Genomic DNA, 20,065 nt, shown 5'->3' with positions numbered 1-20,065 from the left:
TCTTTCATAGAAGAAGCTTACATATTTATTATTTAATTCCGTGCATCAATCGTTTAATCAAAGGATTAAACAGCATCACTAGCAAGCCTGCCAAAGCTGGAATTGCCGTAAACAAGAAGAAAAAGTAGCTCAATGAGTGTTCCTCTTGAATGGTCTCTACCTGTCCTCCTAATACGGCCGCAACCTTCTGCGCAATGGCGATTGCCAAATACCAGATTCCAAACATAAAAGCAAGCATCCGCGCGGGCACTAATTTCGACACATAAGATAGACCTACAGGCGAAATAAATAATTCACCCAATGTATGGAACAAATAGGTTAGTACCAAAAAAACCATCGAGATTTTAGTACCTTGACTTATTCCCATCGATCCTAATCCAATAATCAAAAATCCAATCGCAACCAAGATCAGACCAAAGCCATATTTAAAAGCCGCAGATGGATTGTATTTGGACTCCCAAATTTTGGATACGGTAGAAGCTAGTGCAATAATAAAAAATGAGTTTAGGATTGAAAACCAAGAGACTTTAATTTCTGACGCCTCCTTGTTAAATTCTTTATATAACATCCAAATAGCAGCACCCCAAATCAAGCCAAAACAAATGAACAATACGATATTGGAGATCGCGATTTTATTCCAGGTTACTTTTGCCAATTTGATCAGAACCCAAGTAATAATTGAGAGAGGGACGATGGTTAACAAGCCATTCACCACATTAAAAGTTGTCAACGCAGCTCCGCTAAGGACTCGATCAATGTTATCCCTTGCCACAATAACCAATGAAGTTGCTCCTTGTTCGAAACTCATGAAAAAGAACACAAGGAAAAAGGCTAGTAGTACTACGGCAAACATACGGTCTCTAACCACTTTATCATAACGTAGTATACGAGTAACAATCAGATATACAAAAAGAATCAACGCTACGATTACCATGATATACTGCCCTCTTAAAAAAGGGGTATCCAAACGCGAAAATACGTCCACAATACCATTCTTAGACAATGGATCATTAAAAGCGTATACGAACCCAATAATAGAGACTACAGCTATCAATACATAATCACGCAGGGTAAATGGATTTCTGGTATCGGTATCTTCCGTAACAACTTTCTGCCCTTCAGCCACAGACTTATTCAAAACACCGAGATTGCCCATTAGCGGTTTTGCGAAAACGAACTGCAATGTTCCTAAAAGCATAAAGATACCAGCCAATCCAAATCCCCAGTGCCAACCATACGTTTCAGCAATATATCCACATAACATCATGCCAAAGAAAGCCCCAGCATTAACTCCCATGTAGAAAATAGTATAAGCACCATCTTTTTTCTCTGGCAGATCTTTATACATTTCTCCAAGAATAGAGGGCATGTTGGGTTTGAAAAAGCCTGTTCCGATAACTAGACAGACCAACCCGAGGAAAAACATAATAGAGGTATCAAAAGCCATAGCAGCATGCCCAAGCGTCATCACAGCTGAACCAATGATAACTGCTTTACGTGATCCGATATATTTATCTGCAATGATCCCCCCCAGAATGGGAGTTAAGTAGAGCATCATAGCATATGTACCATAAAGGGCCCCTGCTTGTTGAGCTGTCCAGGACCATCCCGAGAATGGACTACCTTGAATGACAGCTGCAGTTAAAAACTGCATTAAAAGGACGCGCATTCCGTAGAATGAAAAACGCTCCCACATCTCAGTAAAGAATAGGACAAAGAGTCCCGAACGCTGTCCTAACACATTTGATTTAAAAAAATCAATCGACGGGCTATTAGCAATGTCCCCGTTTAATCTCCCCATAAATAATCAACCTTTATTTTTTGATAAAATATTTACAAAGAAACAAAAACAAAATCACTTTTGACCAAAATAAAGTTGCATAAACAAAAAAAGGCAACCCTACGGATTGCCTTTTCAGTAACAATTTTAATATGTCCTATCTCTTGTGCAATTGTTCATAAAGGTCAATAACTTTCTTCTGCAGTTCAATCACTTCGCCATCGCGTTGCTGTAATTTTTGCGTCAAAGCATTCACCTCATTTACATACTCCTTATCTTCTTCAGAATCTGAAGTAGATAAAAGTTGAACAACTGTCAAATTGAATAATTTTGAGATTTGATTCAGGCGAGACAAATTTACGTCTGTAATCCCTGTTTCAATTTTAGAAAATGCTGGGATTGAGATATCCAATCGCTTTGCAACATCCTCTTGACTCCACCCTTTTTGGTGTCTAAGTAATCTGATTTTTTTTCCTAATGCATTCATCTGGTAGATATTTTAAACAAAAATAATAAATTACAACTTAATTTACATTAAATTATATTTTTTTCTCTAAAAATCCCTAAAAAATCGATCAGCAAGCACCGATAGATTAACCCCATTATAATTATTTAAACTCATAAGAAGTAAATTGTACCCCTTTGACTTGACACCATCCAAAAAAGAATAGAGTCCCTCCAAACTTACAACAACCTCTAAATCAGGACTATTAAAACTATCCTTGATATTAATCGGGACACTTTCTATATCTTTATTAAGTTCTTTACAGGAATTTATATTCACGTAAACTACAGATACATCCGACTCTCTCATAGAGTCCGCATATTGTAACAAAAACGATGAATCTAAACTATCATACGAGTTTAATTCGATAATTGTAACCAACTTCTGATTAGGAAACTGCTCTTTTACGGCATGAATACTTGACTTAACTTTATCCGCGTTACATGCATAATCCTGATACACGACAGATCCTTCAGAACTTGCAACAAACTCCAAATAGCGAATCGAAGTATTAAAGCTTTTGATCGCTTCAAAGAATTCTTTCTTTTTAATTCCCAACCATTCACAAATCGTATATGCTCCTGCAATATTAGACAGGTTGTGCTTACCGAACACCTGTAAAGGAACATCCCCATCCGGCGTATTGATATACGTTACCCCTTTATTAATCGTATAATCAGGAATTTTATAACCATGTCTATTGATCTTACAATCTTTCGTATCTTGCAGAACTTTTTGTAAAACAAGATCTTCCTTATTATATATTAGCGTACCTTTAGGCGGAATAGAGTCAATAAAATCTTCAAATTGTTTAATATATTCCTCTTGAGATATTTTCGAATTAAACTCATTCCACATAATACCCGAAATCAGGGCTATGTTGGGTTTATAATATAAGAATTTAGACTTAGGGTCAATCTTAGATGAAACATATTCATCTCCTTCGATAATAATAATCTTATTATGTTTGGTGATATCTACCAACTTATCAAAGCCTCTTAGCTGTGCTCCTACTAAATAGTCAAATTCTTTTCCTAAAAATCGCATCACGTGCATGACCATGCTCGTGATCGTTGTCTTACCGTAACTTCCAGCAATAACCACTCTAATTTTATCTTGCGAAAGCTCTTGAATAAATTCTGGAAAAGAATAAATTTTAAGACCTAATGCTTGTGCCCGCTTTAGCTCGGGATTATCAGCTTGTGCATGAGCTCCCAAGATAACAGCATCGATATCCTCAGTTACTCTTTCGTCAAACCACCCGAGTTGATCAGGAAGTAACTCTGCTGCAATTAGATGAGAACGAGAAGGCTCCACGATCTGATCGTCTGAACCTGTTACTTGATGCCCTTGTTTTGCCAATGAAATAGCAAGGTTATGCATCACACTACCACCTACCGCTATAAAATGAATCCGCATAGTAAATTACCGCTTCACAAATTTGGCTGCACACCAATTGTTTAAAACCTTATTGGAGATAAACTCAAATCCTAATGATGTTGCTGCATCTATTAAGATTGGTAAATCTTCTTGCTCATAGAAACCACTTAAGTATAACTCTCCCCCTATGTGGATACTCAACGCATATTGGGGCAATTGCTCTAACAATATATTACGATTAATATTTGCCAAAATTACATCAAAACTCCGACCTTCCAATAGCTCGTAGGATCCACAGAGAGCCAGAATATGCTCAACATGATTAAGTGCTCTATTTTCAATCACACTTTCCACACAAATTTCATCATAATCTACCGCTAATACAGCATCAGCTCCCTTCTTAGATGCCAGAATTGCTAGGATCCCTGTACCACAGCCCATGTCTAAAACTTGTTTTCTACTGAAGTCATTCTCCAAAATATACTCGAGCATCATCGACGTTGTTTGATGGTGACCTGTTCCAAAAGACATCTTGGGGTCTATAATAATTTCGTATGGAAATTCCGTTCTCGCCGCATGAAAAGTGGCGCGCACGTAGCATTGTCCACCAACCTCAATGGGGTTAAAGTTACTTTCCCAGAGTTTATTCCAATTCTGACTTTCTATTTCCTGCACTTTATAATCGACCTCTAGACCTTCATACGGCTGTATCATCAACGTTTCTAATGCCTGCAAGTCAAGATTTGCAGCCGGAATATAGGCTGCAAATCCAGATTCGGTATCCTCAAAAGTATCAAAGCCAATATCAGCTAAATCAGATATCAACAAATCCTTTTGCCACTCTTCACCTGATCGCATTTGAAAGATAACCTCTATGTATTTCATTTCTAAAAATTAGCCGTTAAATACTTTAGCGATATCAATAAAATCTCTTGATTTTAAAGATGCCCCTCCAATCAAACCACCGTCAATATCTGCCTGAGCAAATAGCTCTTTTGCATTGCTAGGGTTACAAGAACCTCCATAAAGAATGCTCGTATCATCAGCAACCTCGTGTCCGTAGTGATCAGCGAGAACCTTACGGATGAAATTATGTACTTCCTGCGCTTGCTCCGGACTCGCTGTTAATCCTGTACCAATAGCCCATACAGGCTCATACGCCAAGACAACTGCTCCAAACGCTTCTTTCGACAAGTGGAACAAGCCAGCAGCCAATTGCGTTTTAATAACATCGAAAAAAGCACCAGATTCACGTTCTTCCTTTGTTTCTCCAATACAAAAAATTGGAATTAAGCTATGTTTCAGAGCAATATCCACTTTTGATGCCAATAACGTATCTGTTTCACCAAAATAAGCACGTCTTTCGGAATGGCCTAAAATAACATGTGAAGCACCGACTGATTTTACTTGTGATGCTGAAATTTCACCTGTATAGGCTCCAGACTCGGCTTGATGAATATTCTGTGCCCCGATATTTACATTTGCCACATTTTTAGACAATTGTCCAAGACTTGACAAATGAATAAATGGGCTGCAAACAACCAATTCTTGATTTCCAATCACTTCATCTTTGGCCATATTGATAATTTCGGAAAATAAACTTAATCCTGATTGATAGTCCAAATTCATTTTCCAATTACCAGCTACGATTTTTTTACGCATGATTTTACGATTTAATTATATTTCTTGTTAAGTTGAATCAATTTATCTTTTATCTGCTCTGTGAGCACCTTCCCTTTCGAAGCATATAATGCCTCCAGATATGCTATGAATTTATCAAATTCGTAGGTCTCTGTACGTCCGCCAAACACCCAGGCAAATGACGGTACAAATTTAGCATAAAAACTTGTATCTGCCAGCATGCTTGCAAGACCAATTACAGTACCCGTATTTAAAGCCGAATTAATACCGATACGCGTATAATCACCGATAAACGACCCACATTTTAATAGCCCCGTATCCCTGTCGCAATTTAATGCATAATCATAAATAGCGACCGTTTTTAAGTTATTCTTTAGATTAGAATTGGAAGTTCCTGCCCCCAGATTACACCAATCCCCGATAACTGAGCAGCCTAGATAACCATGATGCCCCTTAGCCGAAAAGTCACCAATAACCGAGTTACCGATCTCTCCACCGACCACCGTCTGCTCTCCCACAGAAACATTACCATAAATGGTAGTTCCCATTTTTACAACCGCCCCTCTCCCAAGGTATAAAGGACCACGTAAATGAGCGCCTTCCATGATTGTAACACCTTCATCAATATATATTGGACCGTGAAGTGAATTAAGTGTTGCACATTCCATGTTAACATTATGCGCAATAAACATATGATTACCCAGCAGTTGATTTGTCTCAGATATATAGGGCAACTTAACATCTTCGATCAACAAATCGAAATCCTTTGTTATCTCTGGACCAATCAATAAAAAAAGGTCTTCGACTCCTTTTAAAATACTAACATCACACCCTATTTCCTTTACGCGGTAAAAGCCAGTACAGGTATAACGATAACATAATACATAGCCATCCTTCACTAGTACTTCACCAATATCCATTCTTTTTAGCGCTTCCATTAATGCAATTGAAGGGATAAGATTTTCGGATACAAATATACCCCCTTCCTCATTATCCCAGTTGACAACGAACTGAACACTATATGTAGAACCTATTTTTTTCCATTTTTCTCGTAAAGTGAGTACACCGACCCGCAGATCTAAACAAGATTTAATGAAAGTGAGAGGATAAAGAGTCTTTTTATTGAAAGTAGTCAAATTGGAGGTAAGCCTGTCCAACGTCTGGATAGCATCAAAGCAGTCGGTAAAGAAGATTTTCACAACCTAAAAATAATAAAAAAAACTCGACAAATCATATTTATCGAGTTTTTAATATTGTAATATACAGATCTGCTACAATTATTTTTTGTTGTAACGGCTACGGAATTTGTCAATACGACCGGCAGTATCAACCAATTTCATTTTACCTGTATAGAAAGGGTGTGATGTGTGAGAAATCTCTAGTTTTACAACTGGATACTCATTACCATCTTCCCATGTAATAGTTTCTTTAGTATCAACACAAGATTTTGTAATAAAAGCATAGTCATTTGACATATCTTTAAATACAACTAATCTGTAATTTGAAGGATGCAAATCTTTTTTCATTATTATTATGATTACGTATATTCAATTATTGAGGTGCAAAGATAACTTATAAAAATGTATTTTACAACAATTACCAAGAATAATTAGTTGATTTTTTTCACATTTTCATTAACAGCACTCATCAAGGTCACAAAAGTAACATTCTTTAATCTAACCAAAGAATAATTTTGGTTATCAACTTCTTCACCCAGCACAAAATACTAATAAACAACATTTTTTGCAAAATCAAATTAAATTGAAAAGAATTACCGCTTATACTGTGGTGCTAAAAAAGCTGGTTGAATGAAACATTTATTTCCAAATTAACAAAGATCAAAAGTAACAAAGGGAATAGCTCCTTCCATTTACACTACAGATTTCGAGACAATTGCTACATCAGACGCTAAATAGCATAGCTGGGTCAAACAAAATTCTACTTTAAAAAGCTGGTGCTAAAAAAATCGACCGGAATTAGATTCTACCCCTAACCAAAAACCATTTCGCCAAAGAATTGAGGAAGATGAAAATTAGGAACTGGATTTTCTATTTTATTCCAGGAGATAAAATGTGGCTGTTTGAGGTGATCACCACATTTATAGAAATTACCATGAATTTTTTTACCTTTCAAGTTTACAAGTTCGTCAAACTTAAATATAGAAAGCGGGATTACCTCAATCATCGTCCATCGCTGATCACTACCATTACGCATTATGAAGGAAAACGTACGAACCGTTTCTATCTCACTCTTATCTAACCTATTTCTCGCTGCTTTTTCAGCAGTACCATAACCGATCAATCCAGTTCCGATTAAATTAAATTCTAAATTGTAATAATGCTTACAACCATCAAATGAAACAAAAAATTCCACACAACTATCTTCCCATACATTTTGATTGGCTTCAGAATGGTTGCCACGAAGCTGTTCTTCGATGACCTCGTATTGCAATACTAGATATTCCGCTGTGTAACCAATTTTAAATTGTACTTCGGGTTTGTATGGGAAGGATTCGCTCCAGTTGTTACAACTCAGCGACTGCGTTTCGAGATCACTCATTAGCTCTGACAGGGTCTTATAATCAAGATCCTTGGTCAAATCAGCTGCAATAGGCAAAATAGTCAATTTTTTCATTTAACTCTGTTTTTTTGGAAAAAAGAAGCTTCATCGAATTGATGGAAGCTTCCGCATATGATTAAAGGTATAAAATTGTTAAATGCAATCAAAAACAACCTTACGCATAAATGCCTCATTCCTTTCCATCTCTTCTACCAGCTTCAGTTGTGTGTTTGTACGCACGAGATTGTGATCCTCATACTTTGTTTTGTAATAATGATCGCCTTCCAAATAGTCAGTCAAAAAACGTACGCCCTGCATAAAAGGCAATAGAAAAGCTCCGTCTACCAATGTTTCTTTTTCCAAAGTGGTCAAAAAGTCGTTAGCTTCTTCGAGATAACCTTCCGCATAAGCTTTATACAAAGCCAAATTAAGGCTGATTTTAGATACATCTATTTCGTCTTCCGCAACAGGATTTATAATCGTCCGGATAGCATCACCGAAGTCGTATGCAACATAACCGGGCATTACCGTATCCAAATCTATCACGCATTGCATCTTATCATGATGATCCAAGAGCACATTATTAAACTTGGTATCATTATGAGTTATGCGCAGGGGAAGTTTACCCTTGCTACCTAGTTGAAGAATGGTCTGCATGCGATCTTCGCGGCTAAAGATAAAATCTAATCTGTCTTTCACCAATGCTACGCGTTTACAGGTGTCTTTAGTAATCGCTTTCCGAAGATTTTCAAGTCTAAAATCTATATTATGAAAGTTAGGAAGAACTTCAACGATCAGTGACGCATCCAGATCCGACAACTGCTTTTGGAAAAGACCAAAAGCACGCCCACCCTCAGCTGCTTGAAATTCAGTTTCTACAATATCATAACTCTTCGTATCCTCAATTAGGATAAACATACGCCAATAATTTCCAGGCTCATCTTGGATATACAAATTCCCGTCTCTAGTAGGAACAATGGTTAATACATGATCACTGACTCTTTTGCCCTTTGCGACTTTAACTTTTTCGCTAAGATGTTGGGTAACTAGCGCAATATTGCGCATTAATCCATCCACATTAGGAAAAACATGGTGATTGATCCGTTGCAATAAGTACGATACCTGGGTATTTTCAGTAGTCATTACCCGGTAAGTATCATTGATATGACCAGAACCAAATGGTTGCACTGAAATGATATCTCCTTCTAATATGAATTGTTTTGCTGCGCTCTCTATTACTAATTGGTTAAAATCAGACATTAAACTATGTTTTTAAATCATCAATGTGCTTGCAATATCACAAATTGAATTAATAAATGATAATTTTTATTTCAATCAAACGTTTGCATGAAATTTATTAAAATTAAGCAAACGTTTGCACATTCATTTATCGCAAATGAAATAATATATTTGTTTAGCATAGCTAGTCCAACAAACTGTTTTAATAAAAAATAACTAATATACAAACTCCCTATATCTCAAAACAATGGATAGAAGAAATTTCATAAGATCGACTGCCATCACTACAGCTGGAATCGGTATCCTTTCAAGTACAGACTTATTTGCCCAAACAAATAGTAAGATAAAAATTGCCTTTATTGGCGTAGGTCTTCGAGGACGTAATCATGTGCAAATTGCGCTAAATAGAGATGATCTAGAAATTGTGGCAATCTGTGACACTCAAGAAGAATCCTTAGCCCAATGCCGTAAACAATTTAATGCAAAGGGAACCAAACTTCCAAAAGAATATACAGGCGGAAAAGAGGCTTACAAAAAGATGTTAAGCAACGAAAAATTAGATGCCGTTATTATTGCCACTCCTTGGCAGTTTCACAAAGACCAATCCATTGACGCCATGAAGGCAGGATTATATGTAGGCTGTGAGGTTATTGCCGGTTTAACTGTGCAAGATCATTGGGACGTTGTCAAAGTTTCTGAAGAAACCGGAAAACCTTACATGACATTGGAAAATGTAGCGTTTCGGCGCGATGTACTTGCTGTATTAAACATGCATAGACAGGGGCTTTTCGGTGAATTATTACACCTTGAAGGGGGCTATCAACATGATTTACGTGAAGTGCTTTTCAACGACGGAAAAAATTATTACGGTCACGGTGTCGAGTATGGTCCAAAAGCAATTTCAGAAGCGCAATGGCGCACACAATTCAACATCGACCAAGACGGCGATCTTTATCCTACACACGGTTTAGGCCCGATCATGCAATTTGTTGACATTAACAAAGGAAACAGATTCACTCACATTACTTCTTACTCAAGTAAAGCGCGTGGATTAGCCGCGTATGTCAATAAAGTTTCTCCAGGACACCCCAATGGTAAAATCAATTACAAAAATGGGGACATCACACAAACAATGTTACAATGTGCAAATGGAGAAACCATGTTATTGACGCACGACACACACTTACCAAGACCCTATTCTATCGGTTTTCGCATACAAGGAACAGATGGAATTTGGATGGATGTTGCCAAGGGCATACATATCGAAGGTAAATCTAAACCGCACACGTGGGATCCTGCAGACGAATGGGTAAAGAAATATGACCACCCAATTTGGAAAAAATATGAAGAATTAGCAAATGGTTCTGGTCATGGCGGTATGGACTGGTTTGTATTCAATGCGTTCATTCAATCTGTGAAACAAAAGGTACAGACGCCAATTGATGTATACGATTCTGTAACCATGAGTGCAGTATTCCCCTTATCCACCGAGTCTATTGCGAAAGGAAATAAGACCTTGGAATTCCCTGATTTCACGAAAGGAAAGTGGAAAACCAAGAAAAACACTTTTATGTTAGATGATAGTGGAATGTAATTAAAAAGACACGCTTACTATTACAAAAGCCGTATTGAAAGAAATACGGCTTTTTTTTTTGAACGTTTTACATAATCACAATAATCCTACTATTTAGCTGGTCTTTTACGTAAATTAGCCCTAGCAAAAACTTCAACTCATTATGCTTACCGAAGCAATTATTATTTTAGCCCTGATTATTCTAAATGGAATACTTTCGGCATCAGAAATATCCATCGTGTCCAGCAGAAAAGCAAGATTACAAGCTGAAAGCGATAAAAGTAATGCAGCAGCCAAAATAGCGCTAAGTCTAAAAGAATCGCCCAACAGCTTTCTGTCTACTGTACAAATCGGTATTACCCTTATCGGAATATTAACAGGATTTTTTTCTGGCGGAAGTATATCATCGTACTTAGTAGAAGTCTTCAATAAATCGAGTTTTATCGCTCCATACAGTGAGCAGCTCGCTGTAATTATTGTTGTCTTTATTATCACCTATTTTTCATTGGTACTTGGAGAGCTAGTACCCAAACGCATAGGTATGGCCATTCCAGAAAAGTATGCCATGCTTATTTCTTATCCGATGAATCTGCTCAGCAAAATCGTTCGGCCGTTTGTGTGGCTACTCAGCGTGTCAACAGAATTTATTGTCAAAATACTGAACATTAAAAGCAGCGGTAACAGCGTCACCGAAGAAGAAATAAAAGCCTTGGTAGATGAGGGTGTAGATAGCGGAGTCATTGAAGGGATCGAACATGATATCGTGGACCGTCTGTTAAGTTTAGGGGACAAAAAAGCGGTTAACCTGATGACTCACCGCAAAAATATTGTGTTCTTGGACCTCGCAGAATCCTTTGAAAAAAACCGCAAGATTATACTAGATAACGATTATTCCATCTACCCTGTCTGTGAAGGCGGACTTGATAACATTAAAGGAGTTGTTCATGTAAAATCATTACTTCGGCAATGCCTCCAAAACGAGCCTTTTGACCTCAGAACACTTATACTGCCCATCAAATTTGTGAACGAATTTAGCTCCTCCTACAGTATCATGAATACCTTGCGGACATCCAGTATTCATCAAGCGGTCGTCATAGACGAGTATGGATCAACACAAGGAATTATTACGTTACGCGATATTGTTGGTGATTTGGTAGGGAACATTTCAGAAAGCGATCTCAGTGCCCGTCCAACAATACGTCAATTAGAAAATGGAGACTATGTTGTAGACGGACAATATCAGATCGAAACCCTTTTAGATGAATTTGAAATAGGACTTTCTGAAGAAGACGAAGATGAGATTAGTAATGTCACTACCGTAGGTGGCTTAGTGTTCCTTAGGTTAGATCATGTACCCAAAGAAGGGGAGCGTATCCAATTTAAAAACTTGATTTTTGAAGTTCTTGATATGGATGGAAACCGCATCGATAAACTATTGATGAAAGTGACAGACCAGATTTAAATATTCCAACTCCCTATTATCTAAAAGGAAGCGAGGGCTGATGATCATGATCATCAGCCCTCGCTTCCTTTTAGATGAATTCCCTCAGGGAATTAATTGATACCGTGCATCATTTTTTTCAATATTGGATTGAACGCTATCAATAAAAGCGCGGTAACACCAGGAACTATAGCAAATATCATAAAGAAATAAGACATAGAATGTTCCGCTGTGATTTTATCAATATAAGAACCTAAAAATCCGCCAATGAAATTAGCGATTGCGGAAGCACAAAACCAACATCCAAACAAAAGGCCCAAAAATTTCTTCGGAGAGAGCTTACTTACGTAAGATAGCCCAACAGGTGATAGACAAAGTTCTCCTGCAGAATGGAAAAAATAGGCTACAACAAGCCAGATCATACTGACTGATGCTGTTTTAGCACCTTGAGGAATGTCATTCGCGCCATAAGCCAGCGCAGCAAATCCAATACCGACTAATATCAAACCCAATGCAAATTTTACGGGCCCTGAAGGATTCCATACCTTTTCCCAAAATTTACTGAATGAAGATGCAAGAGAAATAATAAAAAATGCGTTTAGTATTTGAAACCACGAAGCACCAACTTCCGAGCCCGTTATACCGATCTCCCGAAATATTTTCCATAAGCCCAAGCCCCAGATAATGCCGAATGAAATTGCTGTGAACAAAATTGTCAACGGATATTGTTTATATATTTTTTTAGCCAATGCTGTCAAAACAATCGTTACAATTACGATGGGTACAATGGTCAAAATTGTATCAATCCATTTAAATGTAATCGCAGAACTTCCTGACAAGACACGCTGCGTGTAATCCTTCGCAAATATTGACATTGAACCGCCGGCCTGTTCGAAAGAAAGAAAGAAAACCACGCTGGCCAACATAAATATTGTGACGACGATAAGGCGGTCTCTAACAACATTTCCGGGAATAACTTCATCAATATCTTCCTGATTTTTGACCTTTTCGTCATGATGAGCCTGTAACGCTTTGGGCGTATTACCGATAATACCAAATATGCGCTGTGCAAAATAGAATTGTAGCATACCGAAGAACATAAATACTCCCGCCAGTCCAAACCCATAATGCCAACCTATTTTTTCACCGATATAGCCACATAGGAGCATCCCTAAAAATGAACCAGCGTTGATACCCATATAAAAAATTGTATATCCTGCGTCCTTCTTTGAACTTTTGTCTGGGTATAAATTTCCTACCATCGAAGAAATATTAGGTTTAAACATCCCATTCCCTAAGATCATTAAGAGTAACCCTAAATAGAAGAAATTTGAGTGGACAGCTTCAAACGCCATAGACAAGTGTCCTAATGTCATAATCAATGCGCCAATCAAAATAGCTTTCTTAAAACCAGTCAATTTATCCGCAATCATACCACCGATCAATGGGGTCAGATAAACAAGACCAGTATAAGTCCCATACAACTGCATCGCCTGCGCATTGCTCCATTCCCATCCACCGTCAGCAATCGTACTGATTAAAAATAAGGTCAATAAAGCCCGCATACCATAGTAGCTAAAACGCTCCCACATCTCCGTGAAAAATAGTACAAATAATCCGGCGGGATGCCCACTCACCATCTTGTCATCTATACCCTGCTTGGCCAGATGCGCTACAAGAATTTGATCTTTTTCTTGATTCATATAATTTCAATAATTGTTTTATAACTCAGGTTTCGTTTTTATTTTGATAAAAATCGCTTGAAGTTACACTAATTTTCTATGAATTAGTCAATTCCATGCATCATCTTTTTTATTTTTTTATTGCCTAAAATAAGTAATACTGCCGCTATCATCGGTATTACTGTAAATACTGCGAAGAAATAAGACATGGAATGAGATTCGGTAATCTTATCGATATATGACCCAATAAAGCCCCCTATAAAATTAGCAATAGCATTGGCGCAAAACCAAAAACCAAACAGTAAACCAAGGAATCGCTTTGGAGACAGTTTACTAACGTAGGACAATCCAACCGGACCTATACATAATTCGCCTACTGTATGAAAAAAGTATGCTAAGATCAGCCAAATCATACTCACTGAGGCTGCTTTTGCACCAGTAGGAATTTCCGAACTACCAATTGATAAAGCAGCAAAGCCGACGCCGACCAATGTCAAACCCATTGCGAATTTAATTGGCCCTGAAGGATTCCACACTTTTTCCCATATCTTACTAAATGAAGTCGCCAGTGTAATGATAAAGAAAGAGTTCAACATGGGAAACCATGATACTGTAACTTCAGAATTAATACCATAATATTCGCGATAGACCTTCCATAAACATAAGGACCAAATGATCACAAAAGAAATACCCGAAAAAAGAATAATCAAGGGATATTTGCGAATGATTTTTTTTGCTAAGACAAACAAGACACCAGTGATGACTACAATAGGCAACACAGTCAACGCAGCATCAAACCATTTAAATAGCACCGCTGCATCCCCACTCAACACCCGCTGTGTATAATTTTTAGCAAAGATCGTCATCGAGCCTCCCGCCTGCTCAAAGGCTAAATGAAATACAATGCTTGATATCATAAAAATAACAATCACCAGCAAACGATCTCGAACGACATATTTTGGATTTTCTACCCTATTTACTGCCTCATCATTAAGTTCTTCCTTTCTTTCGGGGGTATTTCCTATTTCTCCAAAAATTCGTTGGGCAAAATAAAACTGCAACATACCCAAAAACATAAATACTCCTGCTAAACCAAATCCATAATGCCAACCAACCTTTTCGCCGATGTAACCACAAAGCATCATTCCTAAGAAGGCTCCTCCATTTATTCCCATATAAAATATGGTATAACCGGCATCCTTCTTACCGCCTTTATCCGGATATAACTTACCAACCATGGATGAAATGTTCGGCTTAAACAAACCGTTTCCCAGAACAATAAGCACTAGACCTGCTAAAAAAAAGCTTTTATTAAACCCTTCTAAAGCCATAGCAACATGTCCTAAAGTCATAATTATCGCACCGACCATAATGGATTTTTTATATCCTGTGAAACGATCAGCAATAATTCCACCAAATAGCGGAGTTAAAAACACCATTCCGGTATAAAGGCCATAGAGTTGCATCGCCTCTGAATTAGTCCATCCCCAACCAGATTGTGCGATAGTAGAAACCAAAAAATTCACTAAAAGCGCCCGCATACCATAATAGCTAAAACGCTCCCACATCTCCGTGAAGAATAATACGAATAATCCGGCGGGGTGCCCTTGTACCAATACATGCTCCGCCCCAACTTTTTCCAAATGGGTTTCTAGAACAGCATTCTTTTCAAAATTCATGTGTTTTAATAGTTGTTTTTCAAAATGTGGTAGTGCAATTTCCATTTACTATTTCATCATCAGCAAATGGAAAACTTGATGATTCTCTTTATTACCTTAATCTCATAAGACCAAATAGGTATCAGACAGGACAATGTCTAATTTAAGCCCAGTTAGACACAAAGAGGTAGATGATTAAACATCCTTTATAATAGTCAAGTTCTTTCCATCTATTGAAAAGAACTTGACTTGTTCCTATTAAATTAAAGGACGTAAACGCTCCAGCAACCTTTTAGTCGCAAAGATCCCCTCTTCCTCGCTCAACTTACTTCCTTCATATTCAATACCAATGTATCCTTTGAATTTTGCTTTCTTGATAATCTTTAACATACGCTCATAATCAATTTGTGTTTCGTTGCCATTGGCATCAAAATCATGTGTTTTGGCACTTACACCATGCGCATAGGGCATCAAATCTGTTACGCCCTGATAACGATCATATTCATAGAAGTTTCCAAGATCAGGTAAACTTCCACAATACTTACTGCCTACAGCTTTGAGTGTCTTGGCCAACCAATCACCATGTGAAGAAATACCACCATGATTTTCTACAATAATACTGATTCCTGCTTTTTTGCCTATATCTGACAATGCGGTTAGGCTTTCAACAACACGTTTACTCACTTCATCAGGCGATCCTTTACCGGCAGCATTAACGCGTATGGCGTGACATCCTAGAAAATTAGCTGCAGAAATCCATTTGTAATGATTTTGCACAGCTTGTTTTCTCTTCGTTTCGTCTTCATCACCTAGATTTCCCTCACCATCAATCATAATAAGTACATTACGTACACCATTATCTTTAGCACGCATATTCAGCTCAGTAAGATAATTATTATCATTCGCCTTATCTTTAAAAAATTGATTCACGTATTCTACACCATAGATACCATATTTTTTTGCAGCCAAGGCTGGAAAATCCAAATTATTCAAATCTCCTTTGAATAAAGATTTATGCAAAGACCATTCCGCCAGGGAAATATCAAACCAATCTTTCTTAGGTGCTGTAAAGCTCTCCAACGAAGGAGCCAATGCAATTCCAGCAGATGCTAATGCAAGGTTTTTAAGAAAATCTCTTCTTGAATTCATGTGTTTAGATTTATGTGTTATTTAAATATTTCCCCAGCCAGTACTCAATACGTCAACCAGGTGCATGGTCTGGATAGGTAATTTATGTTTATCGATATAAGATTGCAACTGCAGTAAGCACGATGAATCAGTCGATATAATATAATCTGCATGCATATCCAAAGCATTCTGCACTTTCTGTTCAGCCATCGCAGCCGATATACCTTCGAATTTTACCGCAAAACTACCACCAAAACCACAGCATGTCTCACTATCTTTTACCTCTACCATCTCCAATCCCAAAACCTTACTCAGTAATATTCGGGGTTCATCTTTAATCTTGCATTCCCTTAATGCCGAGCATGAATCGTGATATACGGCAACTCCCTCCAATTCAGCCCCAAAATATTCCTTTTTCAGTATGTTTACCAAAAAGTCAGATATTTCAATAACCTGTTGTTGTATTTTATGACATTGATGGGAATCTGCAGAATTAGCGAAAAGATCGTTGTAACCGTGCCTTACCATCCCAGTACAAGAAGCGGACGGAGAAATAATAACATGTTCGCCTGAAAAATCTCCTAGAAATTTCCGTCCAACCTGCTTTGCATCTTCCCAAAACCCAGCATTATATGCCGGTTGGCCACAGCATGTCTGCTCGGGATTATATACAACCTCACAGCCAACTTTTTCCAGTAAACGAACAGTATTAAACGCTGTCTCAGGATAAAGCTGATCTATAAAACAAGGAACAAAAAGTTCTACTTTCATATTAAAATTGATCAATAAAATTAAGATTTATTGGATATTAATATCCGTACCAAAAGTAACAATCCAATTACAAAAAATAAAGAAAGAACCAATGCTGAGTACCGTATATTATGTGTTATTTGTTCGATAAGCCCAAATGAAAATAACCCAATGACAATGGCTACTTTTTCTGTAACGTCATAAAAAGAGAAGAAAGCGGTGGTATCTTTGATATCAGGTGGAATTAGTTTTGAATAGGTTGAACGTGAAAGCGACTGAATTCCGCCCATGACTAGGCCTACCAGTGCGGCAATAATATAAAACTGAAGCGGAGTGGATAAATAAAAAGCTGATATGCAGATTCCGATCCAAATCATTACTACCACTATCAATACTTTAATATTTCCAAACAGTGTGGATAAATAAGACATTAAAAATGCACCTAAAATGGCTACAAGCTGAATAAGAAGAATCGTAGCAATCAATCTTTCCGCACCTAAGTGCAAAATTTTCTCACCGAAGGAAGAAGCGACAATCATTAAGGTCTGCACTCCAATCGCATAAAAGAAAAATGCCGGCAGAAATTGTTTAATTTCAGGAATACCTTTGATCTTTTGAATTACGTGTCCAAATTCATCCCCTACGTTCTGAATAAAGCTTCTACCTGTAGTATTACCAGTAGCCTCAATTTTGGGTAGATATTTAAATGGAATCATCGAGAACCCAAGCCACCATAATCCAACCATTAGAAACGATATGCGTGCCGGTAAAGAAGCGTCTGTAATACCAAACCATTCTGGTTTAAGAACGACTATAAAACAGAGAATCTGTAATATAACGCAGCCAACATAGCCATAAGCAAAGCCCTGTGCACTCACTTTATCCTGTTGATCAACAGTAGCTAAAAGTGGCAAATAGGAATTATTAAACAAAACACCGCCTATGTAACCCATTGCAGCAAGCACAAAACATATGATACCGATTTCCAACGTATCAAGCTTAAAGAAAAATAGGCACATACATGCCATCGCGCCCATATAGGTAAAAAATTTCATAATCTGCTTCTTCTTTCCCTTTGCATCGGCGTATGAAGAAATAAAGGGCAAAGAAAAAGACATCAGCAAATACGCAAATGCTAAAGAAAAATTGGAAAGTGCGGTATTAACCACTTCAATTCCAAAGAAACTGACAACATCTCCATGTTCTTTCGTCGTAGTAATTGCTGTATAATAAACTGGAAATATTGTGGAAGTAATAACAAGGTTGTAAGCAGAATTGGCCCAATCAAACATGGCCCAAGAACGAATCAATTTTTTGTTGTTTTTTACAATTGCTTCCATTTAAATTGGCTTAATAAGTTTGACGAATATAAGTAATAATTTTAGCCATTTCTTTACGAATTGCACTTGCCCGATCATCTATATAATTATTGTTCATAAAAGAAAAGGCCATTCGTCTTCCTTTCCGCGTAATGAGATAACCACTTTGATTATACACAGAGGTAATAGTTCCGGTCTTAGCAAAAACAAAGGGTTCACCAAGATCTTTGCTATAGGTTCTTCTCAGCGTACCATCAACACCTCCAGCTGGAAAAAGGCGAAAGCGGTCCTTCTCAATAGGTAATTTATTTTTCAGGAGAACCAACAGATCCACATTATTTTGTGGAGTAACCTTATTATAGGAAGAAAGACCTGATCCATCAAATAGGGCAACCTCGGATGAAAAGTACTTATAAACGTTATTCTTCATCCAATCCCGCACCAAATACGTATCAAATTGACCAAATTGCTTCCACGAGCACATCATTAAAAACTGCTCAGCAATAAAGTTATCGCTGGGTAGCATCATTTCACGAATAAGATTTTTGGTTTCACCTGAATACAATATTTTTGTATCGTTTGGCTTTATATAGTTCAGGCGATTTACCTGCTTACCGAGTGTATCCGACAACAATTTCACAAACAAGCTATCCGAATAAATAAAAGGCACTTCATTGACATAATCATTTGGTACTGCCCGTTTTGACATCCAGAAACTATTGCTCCGAAACGAGCGTGAAAGCTCGAATTCACCTTTTTTAGCCTCAGGCAAAAAATCCAGGTCTTTCTGAAAAATCCTGGGAGAGGTATTTAAATGATTGTATCCCCTTTGACGGAAAGTAACCACGTTTCCATAGATGGGAAATGTGCTTATTTCAGGCTGATAATATGCTTCAAAATCCTCCATTGCCCAACCATGTGCGTAGAATTTATTTCTCATAGTACCAGCAACGAAGTAGATCGTTTTATTTGTTCTTTTCAAAAAATCATACACCACCCTTGTATCCAAACGATTATGCAAAAAAGTCGGATCTCCTGTTCCCCAGATTAACAGCGAATCTCCGCGTTCAACATACTCCAAGCCTGGTATCGAATCACCTAGCAGCGCTAAAGCAGCATAAGTAGTATACATTTTAGTATTGGAAGCAGGTGTAAAATGCTTACTGCCATTCACATCCATGACAAACTTATCTGCATTTAAGTCATACAATGAAAATCCGTAGAAATGATCATTTAAGATTTTGGATTCTTGAAGCATATGGTAAACGTCTTCAAAATCCTGGGACTTAACAACAAAGGTCGAAAATGGGACAAGGCAAAGCAGCAATAGCGTACGCAGGAAATATTTCATTGCTGTAAACATACAAAAAACAGCAATAAATCCATTTCTCCTCCTGCCAAAATTCAGAT

The 20,065-nt window shown here is 37.5% G+C and carries 17 protein-coding genes; 2 read left to right on the top strand and 15 right to left on the bottom strand.

Annotated elements, in window-relative coordinates; translation table 11 throughout:
* Window positions 1–28 precede the first annotated feature (28 nt).
* The 9 genes from B2107_RS21220 to B2107_RS21180 form a co-directional block, all read right to left on the bottom strand.
* Window positions 29–1,801 (bottom strand): peptide MFS transporter, encoded by a 1,773-nt coding sequence (locus tag B2107_RS21220; protein WP_293957756.1) that lies wholly within the window; start codon window positions 1,799–1,801, stop codon window positions 29–31.
* 136 nt (window positions 1,802–1,937) lie between these two features.
* The gene (locus B2107_RS21215) at window positions 1,938–2,267 is read right to left on the bottom strand and encodes a helix-turn-helix domain-containing protein (RefSeq protein ID WP_070566095.1); all 330 of its coding nucleotides are present in this window, start codon (window positions 2,265–2,267) and stop codon (window positions 1,938–1,940) included.
* A gap of 66 nt (window positions 2,268–2,333) precedes the next feature.
* Window positions 2,334–3,704 carry a Mur ligase family protein gene (locus tag B2107_RS21210; RefSeq protein ID WP_293957755.1) on the bottom strand — a complete coding sequence of 457 codons (1,371 nt, stop codon included), beginning with the start codon at window positions 3,702–3,704 and terminating at the stop codon, window positions 2,334–2,336.
* A 6-nt stretch (window positions 3,705–3,710) separates the two neighbouring features.
* The gene (prmA, locus tag B2107_RS21205) at window positions 3,711–4,550 is read right to left on the bottom strand and encodes a 50S ribosomal protein L11 methyltransferase (protein ID WP_293957754.1); all 840 of its coding nucleotides are present in this window, start codon (window positions 4,548–4,550) and stop codon (window positions 3,711–3,713) included.
* 9 nt (window positions 4,551–4,559) lie between these two features.
* Window positions 4,560–5,327, bottom strand: a complete 768-nt coding sequence (gene tpiA, locus B2107_RS21200; RefSeq protein ID WP_293957753.1) for a triose-phosphate isomerase — start codon at window positions 5,325–5,327, stop codon at window positions 4,560–4,562.
* 11 nt (window positions 5,328–5,338) lie between these two features.
* Window positions 5,339–6,505 carry a putative sugar nucleotidyl transferase gene (locus B2107_RS21195; protein WP_293957752.1) on the bottom strand — a complete coding sequence of 389 codons (1,167 nt, stop codon included), beginning with the start codon at window positions 6,503–6,505 and terminating at the stop codon, window positions 5,339–5,341.
* Window positions 6,506–6,583: 78 nt separating this feature from the next.
* A complete protein-coding gene (locus B2107_RS21190; RefSeq protein ID WP_209578846.1) occupies window positions 6,584–6,832 on the bottom strand; it encodes a type B 50S ribosomal protein L31 in 249 nt (82 codons plus the stop codon).
* 463 nt (window positions 6,833–7,295) lie between these two features.
* Complete coding sequence (locus B2107_RS21185; protein WP_293957751.1) at window positions 7,296–7,940, bottom strand: carbohydrate-binding family 9-like protein; 645 nt, start codon at window positions 7,938–7,940, stop codon at window positions 7,296–7,298.
* A 78-nt stretch (window positions 7,941–8,018) separates the two neighbouring features.
* On the bottom strand, window positions 8,019–9,125 hold the full coding sequence (locus tag B2107_RS21180) for a phosphotransferase enzyme family protein (RefSeq protein WP_293957750.1): 1,107 nt from the start codon (window positions 9,123–9,125) through the stop codon (window positions 8,019–8,021).
* 226 nt (window positions 9,126–9,351) lie between these two features.
* On the opposite strand from B2107_RS21180, the gene B2107_RS21175 reads away from it, so the two are divergent.
* Both B2107_RS21175 and B2107_RS21170 read left to right on the top strand, forming a co-directional pair.
* Window positions 9,352–10,698 carry a Gfo/Idh/MocA family protein gene (locus B2107_RS21175; protein WP_293957749.1) on the top strand — a complete coding sequence of 449 codons (1,347 nt, stop codon included), beginning with the start codon at window positions 9,352–9,354 and terminating at the stop codon, window positions 10,696–10,698.
* Window positions 10,699–10,840: 142 nt separating this feature from the next.
* Window positions 10,841–12,139, top strand: coding sequence for a hemolysin family protein (locus B2107_RS21170; protein WP_293957748.1), 1,299 nt, complete (start codon window positions 10,841–10,843; stop codon window positions 12,137–12,139).
* A gap of 92 nt (window positions 12,140–12,231) precedes the next feature.
* Here B2107_RS21170 and B2107_RS21165 read toward each other — a convergent pair whose 3' ends face one another.
* The 6 genes from B2107_RS21165 to B2107_RS21140 form a co-directional block, all read right to left on the bottom strand.
* Window positions 12,232–13,821: a peptide MFS transporter gene (locus tag B2107_RS21165; protein WP_293957747.1), complete on the bottom strand. Its 1,590-nt coding sequence runs from the start codon at window positions 13,819–13,821 to the stop codon at window positions 12,232–12,234.
* Between the two features lie 83 nt (window positions 13,822–13,904).
* Window positions 13,905–15,479 carry a peptide MFS transporter gene (locus B2107_RS21160; protein ID WP_293957746.1) on the bottom strand — a complete coding sequence of 525 codons (1,575 nt, stop codon included), beginning with the start codon at window positions 15,477–15,479 and terminating at the stop codon, window positions 13,905–13,907.
* Between the two features lie 237 nt (window positions 15,480–15,716).
* Window positions 15,717–16,607 (bottom strand): sugar phosphate isomerase/epimerase family protein, encoded by an 891-nt coding sequence (locus B2107_RS21155; protein WP_293957745.1) that lies wholly within the window; start codon window positions 16,605–16,607, stop codon window positions 15,717–15,719.
* Window positions 16,608–16,628: 21 nt separating this feature from the next.
* Entirely contained in the window at window positions 16,629–17,357 is a 729-nt protein-coding gene (locus tag B2107_RS21150) for a (Fe-S)-binding protein (protein ID WP_293957744.1), read from the bottom strand.
* Between the two features lie 20 nt (window positions 17,358–17,377).
* Window positions 17,378–18,676 (bottom strand): MFS transporter, encoded by a 1,299-nt coding sequence (locus tag B2107_RS21145; RefSeq protein WP_293957743.1) that lies wholly within the window; start codon window positions 18,674–18,676, stop codon window positions 17,378–17,380.
* Between the two features lie 10 nt (window positions 18,677–18,686).
* Complete coding sequence (locus tag B2107_RS21140; RefSeq protein WP_293957742.1) at window positions 18,687–20,018, bottom strand: D-alanyl-D-alanine carboxypeptidase; 1,332 nt, start codon at window positions 20,016–20,018, stop codon at window positions 18,687–18,689.
* Window positions 20,019–20,065 lie beyond the last annotated feature (47 nt).

The organism is Sphingobacterium sp. UBA7855 (assembly GCA_002500745.1).
In the GTDB taxonomy this organism is placed as follows: Bacteria; Bacteroidota; Bacteroidia; order Sphingobacteriales; family Sphingobacteriaceae; genus Sphingobacterium.
The sequence above is the reverse complement of the archived record's forward strand: the minus strand, read 5'-3'. Positions and strand labels throughout refer to the sequence as shown.